The sequence below is a fragment of the Chloroflexota bacterium genome, assembly GCA_040902225.1.
GTDB lineage: Bacteria > Chloroflexota > Limnocylindria > QHBO01 > QHBO01 > CF-167.
In genome coordinates this window covers 397,378-415,214 of sequence record JBBDXT010000007.1, presented here as the reverse complement: position 1 = coordinate 415,214, position 17,837 = coordinate 397,378, and the positions used below count along the sequence as shown (strand labels likewise).

The window sequence follows — 17,837 nt, the reverse complement described above, 5'->3', positions numbered from 1 at the left end:
CCTGCTTCCCCGGCGGCCGAGTACGGTAACCGGGCACCCGCGGGGCCGATGCGAAAGCCGGCCGACAACCGCTCGTGGCCGGGAAGACTGAAACGCCACCGGAGAGGCATTTTCGTTTGCCCACCATCGATCAGGACGAGGCAGCCGAGGCGCGACACGCACTCGAAGAGCTGCTCGCCGACGTGCCGGCGATCGCGGGCACCCTGCCCCCGGGCTTTCTCGACGCAGCTGAGCGCTTCGTGGGATTGCTCCTTGCCGCCAACCGCCGGCTCAACCTGACCAGGGTCACGTCGCCCGGTGAGGTGGCGCGCCTGCACCTGCTCGACTCACTCGCCGCCGTGCCGGAGATCGACCGTATCGCACCGAGCGAAGCGATCGACCTTGGCTCGGGCGGCGGGCTCCCCGCATTGCCGCTCGCCATGGCGCGGCCCGAGCTGCGCTGGACGATGGTTGACTCGGTTGGCAAGAAGGCAGCCATCCTGGCGGAGTTCGCCGATGCACTGAACCTTGCGAACGTGGCTGTCATCGCGGATCGCGCGGAGGCGCTCGGGCGCAGTGCTGCCCACCGGGAACGCTACGGAATGGTCACGGCCCGGGCCTGCGCCGCCCTGCCGGTGCTGGCCGAGCTCGCCCTGCCGCTGCTGGCCATCGGGGGCTCGCTGGTGGCGTGGAAGGGCCCACTCTCCGAGGCCGACGAGGAGGTCAGCCGCGGACAAGACGCCAGCCGCCAGCTCGGCGGCGGCCGGCTCCGCATCGCCGATCCTGGCGTGAGGGCGCTCGGCGGACATCGGTTCGTGATCGTGCCGAAGGAGCGCGCCACGGAGGCTCGTTTCCCTCGCCGACCCGGAGAGCCTGGCCGCCGGCCGCTCGGCTGACCCTCGGTATACTCCGAGCCCCATGCGCCTCGCTGTCCTGTCGGACATCCACGCCAATCTCGCCGCCCTCGACGCCGTCTGCGACGAGCTGGGCTCGTACGACGAGCTCTGGGTGCTCGGCGACATCGTCGGGTACGGGCCGCAGCCGAACGAGGTGATCCGCCGCCTGCAGGAGCTCGGCGCGCGGGCGGTGACGGGCAATCACGACGGCGCGGCGATCGGCACGGTCGATGCATCATGGTTCAACCCGGATGCCGCCGCCGCCATCAAGTGGACCACCTCCGTCCTCGACGAGAATGCGCGCGCCTACCTCGCCGCGCTGCCGGAGGTGCGTCGCGACGGCGAGCTTACGGCGGTCCATGGATCGCCACGCGAACCGATCTGGGAGTACATCACCGACGCGGCCATCGCAGCGGCCAACCTCGGCGCGTTCGAGACCCGCCGGTGCCTCTTCGGCCACACCCATCTGCCGGTCATCTATCGAGCCGATGGAATCCATATCACGGTGATCCCGGCCACGGCCTCGTCGCCCATCGCCCTCGACGCGCGCCGTGACCTGATCAATCCTGGGAGCGTTGGACAGCCGCGCGACGGGAACCCCGAGGCGTCGTACCTGATCCTCGACACCGAGGCGGGCATGGCCGAGTTTCATCGGGTCCGCTACGACATTGCGCTGACGCAGCGCCTGATGCGCGAGGCGAGCCTGCCTCGCTGGCTCGTCGAGCGGCTGGCAATCGGTCGCTGACCGGTGTCGACGCGCCGTAGGATATCGGTGGCATGATCTTCGGCCGACGCGAGAAGCGTCCCGCCCTGCTCACCTTCGACCGCATCCTGGTGCCGCTCGCCGGCACCGAGGCGGACGACGCGGCGCTGCGCCTCACCGCGATCCTGCTCGCCGGTACCGCCGGCCGGGCCTTCCTGCTGCACGTGATCGAGATCCCGTTCGAACGGCAGCTCGACGCGCAGGACCCGGCCGCGGTCGCCTTTGCGGACGAGGCGCTGGGCCAGGGCGAAGCCTTCCTGGCGGAGCACGAGGTGCAGGTCGAGACTGGAATCGCCCAGGCACGGGCCGCCGGCGCCGCGATCGTGGACGACGCCGTTGAGCGACACGTTGACCTCATCGTGATGGGACTACGCTATAAGCGACGCTTCGGCGGTGGATGGGACGCTGGGCGGACGGTCCCGTACGTCATGCGCAACTCGACGGCGCCGGTCTGGTGCCTTCGAGCCGAGACGGAGGAGCTGGCGCACACGCCATGAGGGTGATCATCATCGGCTGCGGGCGGGTCGGCGCTCGCACCGCCGCCGAGCTCGACCAGCGCGGCGACCACGTGACCGTGATCGACGTCGACCAGCGCGCCTTCAACCGGCTGCCGAGCACCTTCGGCGGCGTCACGGTGCGGGGCAGCGGCAGCGACGAGGACATCCTGCGCGGTGCCGGAGCCGATCTCGCGGACCTGCTCATGGCACTGAGCGAGGGTGACAACCGGAACGCCATGGCGGCCCAGCTGGGGAAGCACATCTTCGGCATCCCCCGCGTGATCGCCAAGATCAACGACCCGCTGCGTGCCGAGGCCTACCGCACGCTTGGTCTCGAGACGATGTGCCGCACCGTGATCCTCGCCGACGCGCTGGTCGTGGCCGCAACAAAGGGGGCAGATGCGACCAACGGGGCGGTGGAGCCGCCGACGGCCGAGCCGCGACAGGGCTTACCGCCAGCCGGTTCCCGGGCTGCGGCCAAGGCCGAGGCCGCGATCGAGGGAGCCGCGACCGGCGACGAAGCCGCGGTCGGCGACGAGGCTGGCTGACATGTACGTAGTCGTGATCGGCGGCGGGAACGTCGGCTACTACCTGACCAAGGAGCTGCTGGCCGCCGGGCACGAGGTGGTCATGATCGAGAAGGACGCCGCGCGCGCGCGCACCATCGCCGACGAGCTCGGCAGCATCGTGGTCCCGAATGACGGCTGCGAGGGGCGCTACCAGGCCGAGGCCGGGATGGCACGCGCGGATGTTGTGGCCGCCGTGACCGGCGACGACGAGGACAACCTCGTCGCCTGCCAGGTGGCCAAGATGAAGTTCAACGTGCCGCGCGCCATCGCCCGGGTCAACAACCCCACGAACGAGGCGCTCTTCCGGCGCCTGGCGATCGACGACACCGTCAGCCCTACGCGCAGCATCCTTGCCCTGATCGAGCACGAGATCCCCATCCACGATCTCCTGCATCTCGCCGAGCTGGAGGGGGGCGAAGTGCAGATCGTCGAGGCGCAGCTGGATTCCAGCTCACCGGTGATCGGCAAGGTGCTGCGTGACCTCGAGCTGCCCGAGGGGAGCTCGGTGGCGGTATTGGTCCGTGATGAGCACGCCATCATCGTCCGCCCGGACACCACGCTGCGGGCCGGCGACAAGCTGCTGGCCGTCACCTCGGCCGAGCACGAGGCGGAGCTCCGCAGCCTGCTGATCGGGGAGTAAGCGGCGCCGCGCCCAGCGCCGGCGGCGCGAGTTCCAGCCGAGCCCGCCCAGGAATGGCCCTACCCCAATTCCCGTAGGTCTATTGACAACGCCATTGATAGACCTTAGGGTATCGCCACGTTTGCAATTCCATTGACTATGCAGGGTTTATGAGCTCACTCCGCGACCCGCTGCGTCCGCGGTACTTCATCAGCATCGCGGCCGAACTGGCCCAGGTGCATCCGCGCACGCTTCGGATCTATGAGGAGGAGGGCCTCCTCTGCCCACAACGCCGCAATAACCTCCGGCTCTATTCGGAGGCCGATATCAGGCGGGTGCGTATCATCCGCTTCCTCACCCGACGCCAGGGGGTCAACCTGGCGGGCGTCAAGGTCATCCTTCAGCTCGAGGCGCTGGGCAAGATCCGCGTCTATGACCTGTTCGATGGAGACGATGTCGAGCGATACGTCGAGGAGGACGCGCCGGAGCCGGTGAGCGCCTCGACTGAAGGGACACGAAGCTGAACCATGGATGACAAGAACGCCGAGCCCGAGGTCGAGCAGATCCAGGTGCTCCCACTCGTCGCCCTGCGCGACACGGTGATCTTCCCGGAGATGATCGTCCCGCTGCAGGTCGGCCGCGACCGGAGCGTCAAGGCGCTCGACCGCGCGGTCCGCACCTCGCAGCCAGTGGCACTCATCACCCAACGCAGCAACGAGACCGAAGAGGTCAGCTCGGTCGACGAGCTCTACTCCATCGGCACCCTGGCCAAGATCGCCCAGGTGATCCGTCTCCAGGACGGGACCATCCGGGCCATCGTGCAGGGGCAGAAGCGGATCCGCCTGCTCGACCTGGTGCAGACCGATCCGCACCTCGAGGCTCGCGTCGAGCTGATCGAGGACGACCAGGAGAAGAGCGTGGAGGTCGAGGCCCTGATGGCATCGGTCCAGGGGCAGATCGAGCAGTACGTGAGCTCAGGGGCATCGGTGCCGCCCGAGGTCGCGGTCGCCGCGCGCAATATTTCCGACGGCGGGCTGCTGGCCGACATGGTCGCCTACAGCCCCGACATGACCACCGAGGCGCGCCAGCAGCTGCTGGAGACGATCGACGTCGCCGAGCGGCTGCGCATGGTCGGACAATTCCTGGCCAAGCAGATCGAGGTGCTCGAGCTGAAGGGTCGCATCCAGAGCGAGGTCAAGTCCGAGATGGACAAGACCCAGCGCGAGTACATCCTGCGCGAGCAGCTCAAGGCGATCCAGAAGGAGCTCGGCGAGGACGACCCCGCGGTCGCCGAGGCGGGCGAGCTGAAGACCAAGGTCGAGGAATCGGCCATGCCGACCGATGTCAAGGAGAAGGCGCTCAAGGAGGTCGACCGGCTCAACCGGATCCCCAGCGCCTCCCCCGAGCAGGGCGTCATCCGCACCTACGTCGACTGGCTGGTGAGCCTGCCATGGGGCGTCCAGACCGATGACAACCTGGATCTCGACGAGTCGGAGAAGGTCCTCAACGAGGACCACTACGGACTGGAGAAGCCTAAGGAGCGGATTCTCGAATACATGGCCGTGCGCAAGCTCGCCGACAAGATCCGCTCACCGATCCTGCTCTTCGTCGGCCCGCCCGGGGTGGGCAAGACAAGCCTGGGCAAGAGCATCGCCCGGGCGATGGGCCGCAAGTTCGTGCGCATGAGCCTCGGCGGCATCCACGACGAGGCAGAGATCCGCGGGCACCGACGCACCTATATCGGCGCGCTCCCCGGACGGGTCATCCAGAGCATCAAGACGGCGGGGTCCGCGAATCCGGTCTTCATGCTCGACGAGATCGACAAGGTGGGAATGGACTTCCGCGGCGATCCGTCATCGGCGCTGCTGGAGGTGCTTGACCCGGAGCAGAACAACACGTTCCAGGACAACTACCTGGAGGTGCCGTTCGACCTGTCGCGCGTCCTGTTCATCGCCACCGCCAACATGGTGGACACCATTCCCCCGGCCCTGCGGGACCGGATGGAGATCATCCAGCTGCCCGGCTACACGCAACTCGAGCGGCTTCGCATTGCGCAGCGCTTCCTGATGCCCAAGCAGCTCGAGAACCACGGGCTCACCGCCGGGCAGCTGGAGTTCAGCGAGGACGCGCTCGTGCGCCTGATCCAGGCCTTCACCCATGAGGCGGGCGTGCGCAACATGGAGCGCGAGATCGCCAATGTCGCGCGGAAGGTTGCCCGAAAGGTGGCGGCCGACGCAAAGGTCAAGGTGGTCGTCAAGCCCGAGGACCTGGAGACGTACCTGGGCCCCGCCCGCTTCGACTACGGCGAGCTCGACGCCGAGGACCAGGTCGGAATGGCGACCGGGCTGGTGGTGAGCGACGCCGGCGGCGACATCGTCCAGGTCGAGGCCACCAAGATGGAGGGCAAGGACGAGTTCATCCTGACCGGACAGCTCGGCGACGTGATGAAGGAGTCGGCACGAGCCGGGATGTCGTACATCCGGGCGCGGACGAAGGAGCTGGGGATCGACCCCGCCGTCTTCGAGAAGCAGACGCTGCACATCCACGTGCCGGCCGGCGCCACTCCCAAGGACGGTCCGTCCGCCGGAGTGACGATGGCCACCGCCATGGCCTCGCTGCTCACGGGGCGACCCGTGCGCCGCGACCTGGCGATGACCGGCGAGATCACGCTGCGTGGGCGGGTGCTCCCGATCGGCGGGCTGAAGAGCAAGCTGCTGGCGGCCCATCTGGCCGGCGTCAAGACGGTCCTCATCCCGAAGCGGAACGAGAAGGATCTGATCGACGTGCCGGAGGAGGTCCGCACCCAGCTGCGCCTGGTCCCGGTGGAGACGATGGACGAGGTGCTGGCCGAGGCGCTGATCAGTGCGCCGCGACCGGCCTCGCGCATCAAGGCAGAACGGGCTGCTCGGCAGCAGCGCGTCACCCCACCCAAGACTCGGGCACCGCGTCGCAAGGCGCCGACCCCCGAGCTGCCGGTGCCGGGAACGCCGGACGTCCCGACCGAGCAGCCCCCGGTGGGCGGCGTCTGATCGGGAGACGGTAGGGCACCCGGTCGGAGATGGAGTACAAGGACTACTACGCCGTCCTTGGCGTGCCGAAGACGGCGACGCAGGCTGAGATCAAGAAGGCCTACCGCCGTCTGGCACGCGAGCTCCATCCCGACAAGAACCCTGGCGATGCCGACGCCGAGCGTCGCTTCAAGGAGGCGAACGAGGCGAACGCCGTCCTGTCCGACCCCGAGCAGCGCCGCCGATACGACGAGCTGGGAGCCAACTGGCAGGCCTACGACAACGCCGGCTTCCCCGGTGGCGCGACCGACTGGGCCGGCTTCGGCGGGGCGCCGGGTGGCGTCCGCTGGGAGACGCGCCGCGTCAACGCGGAGGACCTGGGCGGCTTCAGCGACTTCTTCCGCGCCTTCTTTGGCGGCGAGAGCTCGCCGTTCGGCGCGGGTCGCTCCACGCCCGGCGGATTCGATCAGGTCTTCGAGTTCGGCGACCGGGGCACCGCGGCCCCCCGAGCGGTCGGCCGGCCGCCGGAGGCGCATGCCACCGCAGAGGTGACCCTGGCCGAGGTCGCCAGCGGCGCCGAGCGCATGGTGAGCGTCGACGGGCGCCGATTGCAGGCAAGAATCCCCGCAGGCGTGAGCGACGGCGCGAAGATCCGCCTGCGAGGCGCCCTCAAGCCACCCGACGGCGGGCCTGCCGGCGACGTGGTGATCACGGTCCGCATCAAGCCTGACCCCCGGTTCGAGCGACGCGGCGCCGACCTCGTCACCGAGCTGCCGTTGACGCTGGCCGAGGCCATGCTTGGCGCTGAGGCGCCGGTCCCGACCCCCGCCGGCAGCGTCAAGCTCCGGGTTCGACCCAACACCCAGAACGGACAGGAGATTCATATTCCCGGCCGCGGCCTCCCAAAGCGCAGCGGCTCCGGGAAGGGCGACCTCGTGGTCAGGACCAGGGTCGTGCTGCCAACACTTGACGAGGAGGCTCGCGACGAGCTGGCGAAGGTGCTCGGCAAGCACCCACAGGCCGATCCCCGACAGGAAGGAAAGGTGCAGTAATGCGCACCGAGCGATTCACCACGCGTGCCACCGAGGCGATCGCCGCCGCACAGCAGCTGGCGGAGGGCGAGGGACACCCCGAGCTGACCGCCCTCCATCTGCTGCTCTCGCTGGTCGACCAGCCGGACGGCGTTGTCGCCGCGGTCATCGAGCGGATGGGAAAGGAACCGCCAGCCGTCGCCGACGCCGTTCGCAACGAGCTCGCCAAGCTGCCCAAGGTAAGCGGCACCGCTCAGCTCACGCTGGGCAACGACGCGCGGCGCATCCTCTCCGCGGCCCATCCGCTGGCGGAGCGGATGCACGACGAATACGTCTCGACGGAACACCTGCTGCTGTCCATCATCGAGGATGCCGCCGGCAACTCGGCCCAGCAGCTGCTCCGCGGGCTGGGCGTCGAGGCCGCATCGGTCCTTGAGGCGCTGACCAGCATTCGAGGCAACCAGCGAGTGACCAGCGAGAATCCAGAGGCTACCTACGAGGCCCTGGAAAAGTACGGCCGCGACCTGACCGAGGCGGCTCGTAAAGGCCTGCTCGACCCGGTGATCGGCCGTGACGAGGAGATCCGCCGGGTCATCCAGGTGCTCAGCCGCCGCACCAAGAACAACCCGGTCCTCATTGGCGAGCCAGGGGTCGGCAAGACGGCGATCGCCGAGGGCCTCGCCCAGCGAATCGTGCGCGGCGACGTACCCGAGGGGTTGCGCGACAAGCGGGTGGTGGCGCTGGACCTGGGCGCCATGGTGGCCGGCGCAAAGTACCGCGGCGAGTTCGAGGAGCGGCTCAAGGCGGTCCTCAAGGAGGTCGCCGTCGCAGAGGGTCAGATCATCCTGTTCATCGACGAGCTGCACACCGTCGTGGGGGCAGGGGCCGCCGAGGGCGCGATGGATGCCGCCAACATGCTGAAGCCGATGCTGGCGCGCGGCGAGCTGCACGCCATCGGGGCGACGACGCTCGATGAGTACCGCAAGAACATCGAGAAGGATGCCGCCCTGGAGCGCCGCTTCCAGCCGATCATCGTCGACCAGCCATCGGTGGAGGACACCATCAGCATCCTGCGGGGCCTGCGCGAGCGGTACGAGGTGCATCACGGGGTGCGCATCACCGACTCGGCGCTCGTCGCAGCCGCCGTCCTCTCGGATCGGTACATCAGCGAGCGCTTCCTGCCCGACAAGGCGATCGACCTGGTCGACGAGGCGGCCTCCCGGCTGCGGATGGAGATGGACTCCATGCCGGCCGAGCTGGACGAGGTCGATCGGCGCCGAATGCAGCTGGAGATCGAGCGCGAGGCGCTGCGCAAGGAGAAGGACAGCGCCTCGAAGGCACGCCTGGAGGCGCTGGAGAAGGAGCTGGCCGATCTGCGCGAACGGGGCGATGCGATGAAGGCCGCCTGGGAGCGCGAGAAGGTGGTGGTGGCCGCCATCCGCGAGACGCGCGAGCAGCTCGAGAAGCTCACCCCGGAGATCGAGGCGGCCGAGCGCGCCGCCGACTACGCGCGCGCAGCCGAGCTCAAATATGGCCGTGCCACCGAGCTCACACAGCAACTCGCGGAGCAGGAGCAGCGCCTGCACGAGCTGAAGTCATCGGGCTCGCTGCTGCTCAAGGAGGAGGTCGACGCCGACGACATCGCCCAGGTGGTGAGCCGCTGGACCGGCATCCCGGTCAGCCGCCTGGTGGAGGGCGAGACCGAGAAGCTGCTGCACATGGAGGAGCGGCTGCACGAGCGGCTGATCGGGCAGGACGAGGCGGTCATCGCCATCAGCGACGCCATCCGCCGTGCCCGCGCCGGTCTCAAGGACCCCAAGCGGCCGATCGGCTCATTCATCTTCCTGGGCCCCACCGGGGTCGGCAAGACCGAGCTGGCTCGGGCGCTGGCCGAGTTCCTGTTCGACGACGAGAGCGCCATGGTGCGGATCGACATGAGCGAGTACATGGAGAAGTTCGCCGTCTCGCGCCTGGTCGGGGCACCGCCCGGCTACGTCGGCTACGAGGAGGGCGGGCAGCTGACCGAGGCGGTGCGGCGTCGGCCCTACCAGGTCGTCCTGTTCGACGAGATCGAGAAGGCGCATCCGGACGTCTTCAACATCCTCCTCCAGTTGCTCGACGACGGTCGCCTGACGGATTCCCAGGGCCGGACCGTCAGCTTCCGCAACACGGTCGTGATCATGACCAGCAACATCGGCTCGGCTCAGCTGATCGAGGCTGCCGAGTCGGGGCCCGATGCCTTCGCCGCGGCCGCCGAGCAGGTGCGCACCAGCCTGCGCGACCATTTCCGCCCGGAATTCCTGAACCGGATCGACGAGATCATCGTCTTCCAGCCGCTCGGGGAGGCGCAGCTGCAGGAGATCGTGGGCCTGCTGCTCGAAGGGGTTGAGCGCCGTCTCGGTGAGTCCCGCATCTCGCTCGAGGTGACCGATGCCGCCCGCGCCCACGTGGCGCGTGAAGGCTACGACCCGCACTACGGCGCTCGGCCGCTGCGCCGCGCCATCCAGCGCTCGATCGAGAACCCGCTCGCCAGGCAGCTTCTTGCCGGGGAGTTCGCACCCGGCGACACGGTCCGGATCGACGTCCGCGAAGGTTCGCTTGTCTTCGAGAGGGTCGCGGTAGAGCCCCTGCCGGAGCCAGTTACCGCCTAGCGACGTCCGTGCAAGCCACTTGCAACGCACCGCGGGCGTCGTGCTGCGGTGGTTGGCAGGCGCGGGCGGCGATCCTCTCAAGGATGGGAATCCGTGCGCGCCTCTACGACGCACGCGGTGAAGACCGCGATATCCGTCTCAGCTCCCGTGCCGTTCAGGAGTTGAGCGACGACAAGCTCCTCTGGGTTGACGTTGAACGGCCCGTCGCGGAAGACTTCGAGCTGATCCGGCAGGCGTTCGCCTTTCCTCAGCCGATCATGTCCGCCCTGGCGGCGCTAAACGGAGGGGCGCGGCTCGTCCGCGCACCCGACGCGATCCTGCTCACCGTCCTCTCCCTCGAGGCGGGCGACGACGGCGAGAAGCCGGCTGCGGTCGATCTCGTCGCCGGGCGCAACTTCATCGTGACGGCCCACGAGCGGCCTGTGTCGGCGCTGAACGAGTTCGAATCCCACGTCGCCGATGAGGCGGCCCTGGGCACGCTGGACGCCGGATCCTTCATGGGCGGCCTGGTTGACACGATGCTCGGCTCCTTCCGACGACAGGTCGAGGAGATCGAGTCAGAGGTGGACAAGCTCGACGAGATCGCTCTGCGGGGAAAGGACCGCGCCGGGTTCCTCGAGCGGGTCGTTGCGCTCAGGCGCCGGGCGGCGACGCTGCGCCGCATCCTCGTACCGCAGCGCGAGACCTTCGGGCCCCTCTCGCGGCCTGACTTCGAGCTGCACGATGAGCTCGGGCAGCCCTGGCCCGGCCTGGTCGATCGTCTCGAGCGAACGATCGCCGGGGTCGAACGCGCCCGCGAGCTGCTGGTCGGCTCCTCGGATATCTACCTTGGCCGCCTCACCCAGCGTTCGGGTGAGGTGATGAAGGCGCTGACCATCCTCTCGGCCGTCCTCCTGCCGGCCGTGGTGGTGGCCGGCGTGATGGGCATGAACTTCAAGCTGGCGTTCTTCGACGACCCGGACCACTTCTGGCTGGTGGCGGCCACCATGCTCGGACTGGCGGTGCTCGTCCTGGGCGTCGCCCGATTCCGGCGCTGGATCTGAGATGGCGATCCTGGCGACCCTGTTCGGGCTCATCGGCCGGTTCGCCGGCCAGCTGCTGACAATCTATTTCCAGCCGGTGGCCCGGCCCGATTGGGAACCTCCGACGGCTACGGCTTCTGTCGTCGACTGGACCAGAGGGCCAGGGCGCCCCCGAGCACGACGATGACGATGACGGCGATGATGATCTCCGGAGTGCTCATGTCTTCCTCTCTGTGCTCGAACAGGTCAGGGTGCAACCTGTCGGCAAGTATGCGGCAATGGCGTGGCGAAAGGACCCCGTCACTCCCCATATATTGACAGCTGTCTATATAATGGCAGCGTGAAATCAGCAGATCCCGACGTCGAGCTCCTCCAGGCGATCGCCGACCCCGTGCGCCTCTCGATCCTGCGGCAGCTGGCCGCCTCCCCCGGATCGGTGTGCGCCTGCGACTTCACCGAGTGCTGCGACGTCAGCCAGCCGACCGTCAGCCACCACCTGAAGGTCCTGCGCGAGGCCGGCGTGGTCACCACCGAGCGTCGCGGCACCTACATCTACTACGACCTTGCGCCTGACTTCGCGCGCCGCTGGAGTGGCATCGGCGCCACCCTGGCCGGGCTCGTCCCGCTCGCCTAGACCCAACCGCCTCCGAAGGAGAACCCGATGACCGACCGGATTCACGACACCGTGCGCGAGCGCTACGCGCAGTCAGCGCTCCAGGTGCTGGCCCAGGGCGAGAGCGCCTGCTGTGGGGACGCCTGCTGCACCAATGGAAGCGTCGGGCCGGACCTGTACACCGCCCTCGAGCGAGAGGAGCTGCCCAGCGCGGCCGTGATGGCGTCACTGGGCTGCGGCAACCCGATCGCCGTGGCGGACCTGCATCCGGGTGAGCGCGTGCTCGACCTGGGTTCGGGCGGCGGCATCGACGTCCTCCTCTCCGCCAGGCGCGTGGGTCCCACCGGCCGAGCCTTCGGCCTGGACATGACCGACGAGATGCTGACCCTCGCCCAGCGCAACGCCGCCGAGGCTGGCGCGGAGAATGTCGAGTTCCTGAAGGGCCAGATCGAGGCGATCCCGCTCCCAGCCGAGAACATCGACGTGGTGATCAGCAACTGCGTCGTCAACCTGGCGGCCGACAAGCCATCGGTCTTTCGCGAGATCGCCCGCGTGCTGCGGCCCGGCGGGCGGATCGGCATCAGCGACATCGTCGCCGACGAGACGCTCAGCCCGGAGCAACGGGCCGAGCGCGGGTCCTACGTGGGCTGCATCGCCGGGGCGCTCTCGTTCGGCGAGTTCGCGGCGGGCTTGCGCGAGATCGGCCTGACCGATGTCTCCGTCACGCCGACCCACCCCGTCGCCGACGGGATGCACTCGGCCATCATCCGGGCGACGAAACCCGAGGGCGCATCCCTGCCCGGGCAGGAGCTGGCCGCGGCCGAACTCCCGATCGCGGCGAGTGGCTGCGGGTGCGGATCAGGCTGCTGCTGAGCGTGCCAAAGCCGGGCGGGACCGAGGCGCGACCGCGTCACGCCGCTTCGTGCAGCACGGCCGCACGACTGCACGGCCGCACGGCCGCACGGCCGCACGAGCAAGGCTGACACAAAACCCGGGCGCGGAGTCCGACCCTTCGGGCGTCCGGCCTAGCGGTGGCGGCGGCGGCGTCCGGCGGGGGTCGGCCTGGCGCGGTCGCGCACCTCGCGCCGCGGTGGAGGGACAAATCGCCGGCGTCGGATCTCGACGTTGGCTGCCTCGATGATCGGCGGGAACTTCACGAAAGCGGCGTAGATCGCGACCGCGAGTCCCGGCAGCACGAGCAGGAGCAGGAGCGCGAGCGGCACATTGATGACGACCAGCAGCGGCACCACCAGCCAGGTCCCGAAGATCGACCAGAAGATCCATTCGTGGAGCGACAGGATGGCCGGGTAGCGACGGTACATGCGCTGAGCGGCGTTGTATACGACGACCGCGCCGGCCAGGATCACAAATGCGCCAACCCACATCGTCGTGAAGAGGTCGCCGAAGTTGATCGGGCTGAACGGGTCGAAGAGCGTGCTCATCGGCCGCGGAGTCTAGCAGTCAGCCCGCGCCGCCGATTCAGCCGGCGAGGCGTCGGACGGCGAGCACCGTCGCGACCGTGACGTCGGCCAGCGTCTCGTAATCCAGCGTCGCCGGCCTGTCGCTGGCTCGGTGGTAGTGCGGATTGCGGAAGTTGGCGGTGTTCGTGACCTGGATCGCCGGCAGACGAGCATCCCAGAAGCGCCGATGGTCGCTGCGCGAGAAGTTGCGCGCCAGTGGGACGAGGTTGAGCAGCGGACCGATAATCGGCAGGTCGCACGGATCGCGGAGCATCACCACCCGGTCGCGGCCGACTGACGCCGCGGCGCATTCGGCCCACACCCGAACCAGCGCAGTCGATCGCCGGCGATGGATCGCCACGACCCCGTCGCCCGCATTGTCACGGGCGCGCAGCCGCTCCAGCTGCTGCGGGTAGAGCAGCCCGACGCCCCGCGGGATGTGCTGCGCGTTCGGCCGCGGGTCCATGTAGCCGATCGGGTCGAAGACAATCGCCGCACGCACGCGGTGGCGCTCGAGCAGCAGCCGGACCAGCTCGCGCGAGCCGATGAGGCCGATCTCCTCGAAATCGGGCGCGGCGAGGACGACGGTCCGTCGCAGTGTGTCCGAGGCCAGCAGCCGAGCGACCTCCATGAGGATGACGACGCCCGCTGCGTTGTCGTCGGCGCCCGGCGAGTTCCAGACGGTGTCGTGGTGGGCGACGACCACGACGGCGTCGGTCTCGCCTCCGGCCAGGGTCGCGATCAGGTTGGCCCCGCGAAGCTCCGGGTAGCACGTGATGCGCTTCCCCGGCTTGCTGCTGGCTGGCTCATCCCTGACGCCCCACTCGCCGTGAAGGTCGAGCTCTTGCCGCTCGACGGTCCACCCTGCCGTGCGCCAGGCTGCGGTGATCAGGGCATCGGCCTGTTCCATCGCAGCCGGGGCGTGCAGCCGGCTGCGCGGACCGGGGATCGACTCGACGAGGGCACGCAGGCGGTCCGGCGACACGTCCGACCGGAGCCCCGCAGCCGCGGCGAGGAGCTCGGGGGATGGATCGGCGTAGGTCGGCTCGTTGGTGCCCAGCACCGGGACAGCCTAGCCCGGTGCCGGCCTTGCGTCCGCGCGTACCATCGGCCCAACACTGGCCTCGCCATATGGTTGTGACGGAGGGCACATCCCATGGATCCCGAGCAGGCAAATGGCACCCCCAAGAAGCCATACGCCGTCGGCATCCTCTTCGTCCATGGCATGGGCGAGCAGGTCCAGGGCGACAGTGTCACCGATATGGGCGACGCGCTCACCGAGTGGCTGCGCAAGTGGCTGGCGCCGGTGGAGAAGTCCGTCTTCAAGATCCGGGACGCGACGCTCCGCTCGGGTGGCCAGGTGCTGGGCGGAGAGCCGGACCACCCGATCGGCGGCCAGGCGCACGTCTCGGTCACCATCGGCGATGAGACCAAAACGCCGCCTGCCAAGCAGAAGTGGCGGCTCGCCGAATCGTGGTGGGCCACCACCTTCCGGCAGGCGACCTTTTTCGAGCTGGTGACCTGGGCCTTCTCCGCCGGCCCGTGGCTGATCGCCTCCCAGCGGGCGGGCCTCGAGAACCGGTTCAGAAGCGCCGCTCCGCCGAACCCGGGCCTGCTGCGGCGTGTCCTCAACGCCATCGCGGCATTCTTCATCACCCTCGTGGCGGCGATCGTGGCATCGGCCGTGACGCCCGTCCTCCTGGCGCTGCTGATCTTCAGCCTGATCCCGATCCCTGCCCTCACGGACCTCGTCCGCGCGATCGCCAAGAACCTGACGGGCAGCTTCGGCGACCTGCTGATTTTGGTGCGCAGCCCGGTGCGATTCGCGGCCATGGCCGAGCAGGTGCGCACCGACATCGTCGAGATGGATCGACTGTGCGACCGGGTCATCGTCCTCGCCCACTCACAGGGCAGTGCGGTGTCCTGGCACGCCATCCGGCGCAACGCCGAGCGGGACCCCGACAAGCGAGCTCGGATCGATCTCTTCCTCAGCTTTGGGCAGGCATTCCGCAAGCTGAAGTCCCTCTACCTCGTGCAGACGGCCCCCGGGCGCCGAAAGCTGACCTTCTTCGGGCTGGCGACGCTGACCACGGTCCTGCTGGTGGTGGCCGGCTACAACGGTGCGGGCGTCCTGGCCGAGGTCATCACCAGCAAGTTCGACCTGGGCGAGATCGTCTCCCACGCCCAGACCCCGCTGGCCTGGTTCGGGGGTGCCCTGCTGGGCGTGCTGGTGGTGCAGGTGCTCCTCGTCCGCATGGCGAGACGCAATGACCGCGCCGGCGAAGAGGAGATCCAGGGCGAGATCAAGGCCGTGCAGAAGGCGATGCCCGGCTTCCGCTGGCTGGACCTGTGGGCATCGGCCGACCCGGCGCCGAACGGGCAGCTGCTGGACAAGCTGCCGAAGGGGGTCGAGTCGTACAAGATCCGCAACGTGGGGAGCACGCTGCTCGACCACGCCATCTACTGGAGCAACCGAACCGTGTTCGTCAGCGCGGTCGCCTTCGCCGCGGCAGGCCTCGCCCCGCCCAGCCCCATTGGGATCACGGACGGAATCCCACCGCAGTTGCGGGAGGCGGCGAAGGTCCGCGGACGCCGGGTGACGATGCTGCTGGCCGGCCGCGTCCTCTTCCTGGTCGCCCTGGCCACGACGCTGTGGGGCATACGCAATCACCTCCCCGAATGGGGCGCCGCCATCCTGGGCTGGGTCGACTCCCTGCCACTCCCCGACTGGTTCGCCGGCTGGCCCGCCGTCGTCAACGGCTTCGTGGCGGCTGGGTTGGTCGCCATCATCGGCCTGGTGCTGTGGTGGCTGACGATGAAGGGCTGGGACATCGTGATCGGTGCCGATGAGGCGGCCTTCTTCGGGCGTCGCCCGGCCGTGGAATGGAGCGCCCTGGCGATTGCCTGGATGATCGCTGCCGTCCTGCTCCCGACCGCCGTGATCGTCGGACTGGCGATCTACCTCGAGAACTGGAGCGTCTTCCTGGCCTACCTCGCCATCGCGGTCGTGGCCGTGCCGGTCGCCCTGATCAGCCTCTCGGCGGGCGGAACGACGCTCGACGAGGCTCCTCAACCACCGGAAGCCTAGAACTGCCTGTCCCGCGGCTATACTTGCGGAACCGCTTCTGAACCACGCAACGTCCCCGCATCGAGGTCGCCCGTTGCGCGCTCTCCTCTCCGTCTCGGACCGCGAAGGCATTGTTGAGCTTGCCCGCGGGCTGACGGAGGCCGGGATCGAGTGCTTTGCCACCGATGGGACCCGCGCGCACCTTGCCGAGAGCGGAATCGAGGTGGGGCCGGTCAGCGACCTCACCGATTCGCCGGAGATCCTCGGCGGCCGGGTCAAGACGCTGCACCCCAAGATCTTCGCCGGCCTCCTGGCGCGTCGCGACCAGCCCGACCACCTGGCCCAGCTCGCCGAGCACGGCATCGAGCAGATCGATGTGGTCGTCGTCAACCTGTATCCGTTCGGCGAGGCGGTCACGGACCCGAGCACGACCCTCGACCAGGCCCTCGAGAAGATCGACATCGGCGGCGTTGCCCTCCTGCGAGCCGCCGCCAAGAACTTCCCGGGTGTCGCGGCCGTGTCGGACCCGACCCAGTACGCATCGGTCCTGCGCGACATCCGCTCGCACGGCACGGTCAGCCCCGAGACGCGTCAGAAGCTGGCGGCCGAGGCGTTCGCGCTTACCGCCGCGTACGACGCCCAGATCGCCTCCTACCTGAATGCCCAGGCAGGCACCCTCTTCCCCAGCCGGCTGACGCTGGTGGTCGAGAAGAAGGCCGATCTGCGCTACGGCGAGAACCCGCATCAGCTGGGCGCCTTCTATGCCGATCCGAACCAGCGCCGCACCTCCATCAGCCGAGCGCGGCAGATCGCCGGCAAGGACCTCTCCTTCAACAACCTGCTCGACCTCGATGCTGCGTGGCAGATCGCCAGCGACTTCAAGACCCCCACCGTCTGCATCGTCAAGCACGGCAATCCCTGCGGGCTGGCGAGCGTCGTGGACCTGGCCGAGGCGTTCCGACTTGCGCTCGAGGGGGACAGTGTCTCCGCGTACGGCGGGATCATCGGCGCCAACCGGGTGGTGGACGACACGGCCGCCCGGGCGATCCGGCCCGGCTTCTTCGAGGCGATCGTGGCGCCCGGCTACACGCCCGAGGCGCTCGAGATCCTGCGCACCAAGAAGGGCTTCGAGATCATCGAGGTGCCCCAGACCGATGCCGACGGCCCGGAGCTGGGGATCGGCAACTTCGACTTCAAGCGGATCGGCGGCGGTCTGCTGGTGCAGACCTTCGACAACCTGGAGGAGGATCGCAACAAGCTCCAGGTCGTGACCCAGCGGCGCCCCACCCTCGACGAGCTGACCGACCTCCTCTTCGCCTGGCGTGCCGTCCGGCACGTAAAGAGCAACGCAATCGTGCTCGCCAAGCGGCATGCCCTGATCGGGATGGGGGCGGGCCAGCCTTCGCGGGTGGTGTCAGTCGAGGTCGCGCTGCGCAAGGCCGGCGAGCGGGCGCCCCTCTCGGTGATGGCCTCGGACGCCTACTTCCCCTTCCCCGATGGAATCCAGATCGCGGCGCAGGCAGGGGTGACGGCGATCATCCAGCCGGGCGGCAGCATCCGCGACGAGATGGCGATCGAGGTCGCCGATCGCCACCACATGGCGATGGTCTTCACCGGACGCCGCCACTTCAAGCACTGATCGCGACGCTGCGAACAGCCGCC

16 protein-coding genes are annotated in these 17,837 nt (G+C 68.8%); 14 read left to right on the top strand and 2 right to left on the bottom strand.

Annotation, left to right across the window (positions count from 1 at the left end; translation table 11 throughout):
• The first annotated feature begins 116 nt into the window (after positions 1–116).
• From rsmG to arsM, 12 genes are all read left to right on the top strand, one after another.
• On the top strand, positions 117–875 hold the full coding sequence (rsmG, locus tag WEB29_10700) for a 16S rRNA (guanine(527)-N(7))-methyltransferase RsmG (protein ID MEX2137399.1): 759 nt from the start codon (positions 117–119) through the stop codon (positions 873–875).
• Between the two features lie 22 nt (positions 876–897).
• Positions 898–1,620 (top strand): metallophosphoesterase family protein, encoded by a 723-nt coding sequence (locus tag WEB29_10695; GenBank protein ID MEX2137398.1) that lies wholly within the window; start codon positions 898–900, stop codon positions 1,618–1,620.
• A 32-nt stretch (positions 1,621–1,652) separates the two neighbouring features.
• Positions 1,653–2,135: a universal stress protein gene (locus tag WEB29_10690; protein ID MEX2137397.1), complete on the top strand. Its 483-nt coding sequence runs from the start codon at positions 1,653–1,655 to the stop codon at positions 2,133–2,135.
• Positions 2,132–2,683, top strand: a complete 552-nt coding sequence (locus WEB29_10685) for a TrkA family potassium uptake protein (GenBank protein MEX2137396.1) — start codon at positions 2,132–2,134, stop codon at positions 2,681–2,683. Before WEB29_10690 ends, WEB29_10685 begins: the two co-directional genes overlap by 4 nt.
• A gap of 1 nt (position 2,684) precedes the next feature.
• On the top strand, positions 2,685–3,344 hold the full coding sequence (locus WEB29_10680) for a TrkA family potassium uptake protein (protein MEX2137395.1): 660 nt from the start codon (positions 2,685–2,687) through the stop codon (positions 3,342–3,344).
• A 149-nt stretch (positions 3,345–3,493) separates the two neighbouring features.
• Complete coding sequence (locus WEB29_10675; protein ID MEX2137394.1) at positions 3,494–3,847, top strand: MerR family transcriptional regulator; 354 nt, start codon at positions 3,494–3,496, stop codon at positions 3,845–3,847.
• Between the two features lie 3 nt (positions 3,848–3,850).
• Complete coding sequence (gene lon, locus WEB29_10670) at positions 3,851–6,352, top strand: endopeptidase La (GenBank protein ID MEX2137393.1); 2,502 nt, start codon at positions 3,851–3,853, stop codon at positions 6,350–6,352.
• Between the two features lie 29 nt (positions 6,353–6,381).
• Positions 6,382–7,383 (top strand): J domain-containing protein, encoded by a 1,002-nt coding sequence (locus tag WEB29_10665; GenBank protein ID MEX2137392.1) that lies wholly within the window; start codon positions 6,382–6,384, stop codon positions 7,381–7,383.
• Positions 7,383–10,013 carry an ATP-dependent chaperone ClpB gene (clpB, locus tag WEB29_10660; GenBank protein MEX2137391.1) on the top strand — a complete coding sequence of 877 codons (2,631 nt, stop codon included), beginning with the start codon at positions 7,383–7,385 and terminating at the stop codon, positions 10,011–10,013. Before WEB29_10665 ends, clpB begins: the two co-directional genes overlap by 1 nt.
• An 83-nt stretch (positions 10,014–10,096) precedes the next feature.
• Complete coding sequence (locus tag WEB29_10655) at positions 10,097–11,056, top strand: CorA family divalent cation transporter (GenBank protein ID MEX2137390.1); 960 nt, start codon at positions 10,097–10,099, stop codon at positions 11,054–11,056.
• Positions 11,057–11,375: 319 nt separating this feature from the next.
• Positions 11,376–11,669: a metalloregulator ArsR/SmtB family transcription factor gene (locus tag WEB29_10650; GenBank protein ID MEX2137389.1), complete on the top strand. Its 294-nt coding sequence runs from the start codon at positions 11,376–11,378 to the stop codon at positions 11,667–11,669.
• 27 nt (positions 11,670–11,696) lie between these two features.
• Positions 11,697–12,521: an arsenite methyltransferase gene (gene arsM, locus WEB29_10645; protein MEX2137388.1), complete on the top strand. Its 825-nt coding sequence runs from the start codon at positions 11,697–11,699 to the stop codon at positions 12,519–12,521.
• 152 nt (positions 12,522–12,673) lie between these two features.
• On the opposite strand, the gene WEB29_10640 is transcribed toward arsM, so the two are convergent.
• The gene (locus tag WEB29_10640) at positions 12,674–13,090 is read right to left on the bottom strand and encodes a hypothetical protein (GenBank protein ID MEX2137387.1); all 417 of its coding nucleotides are present in this window, start codon (positions 13,088–13,090) and stop codon (positions 12,674–12,676) included.
• 37 nt (positions 13,091–13,127) lie between these two features.
• The gene (locus WEB29_10635; GenBank protein MEX2137386.1) at positions 13,128–14,171 is read right to left on the bottom strand and encodes a M28 family peptidase; all 1,044 of its coding nucleotides are present in this window, start codon (positions 14,169–14,171) and stop codon (positions 13,128–13,130) included.
• A 93-nt stretch (positions 14,172–14,264) separates the two neighbouring features.
• Here WEB29_10635 and WEB29_10630 point away from each other — a divergent pair, with 93 nt between their 5' ends.
• Positions 14,265–16,196: a hypothetical protein gene (locus WEB29_10630; protein MEX2137385.1), complete on the top strand. Its 1,932-nt coding sequence runs from the start codon at positions 14,265–14,267 to the stop codon at positions 16,194–16,196.
• Between the two features lie 73 nt (positions 16,197–16,269).
• A complete protein-coding gene (purH, locus tag WEB29_10625; GenBank protein ID MEX2137384.1) occupies positions 16,270–17,814 on the top strand; it encodes a bifunctional phosphoribosylaminoimidazolecarboxamide formyltransferase/IMP cyclohydrolase in 1,545 nt (514 codons plus the stop codon).
• Positions 17,815–17,837: the final 23 nt, after the last annotated feature.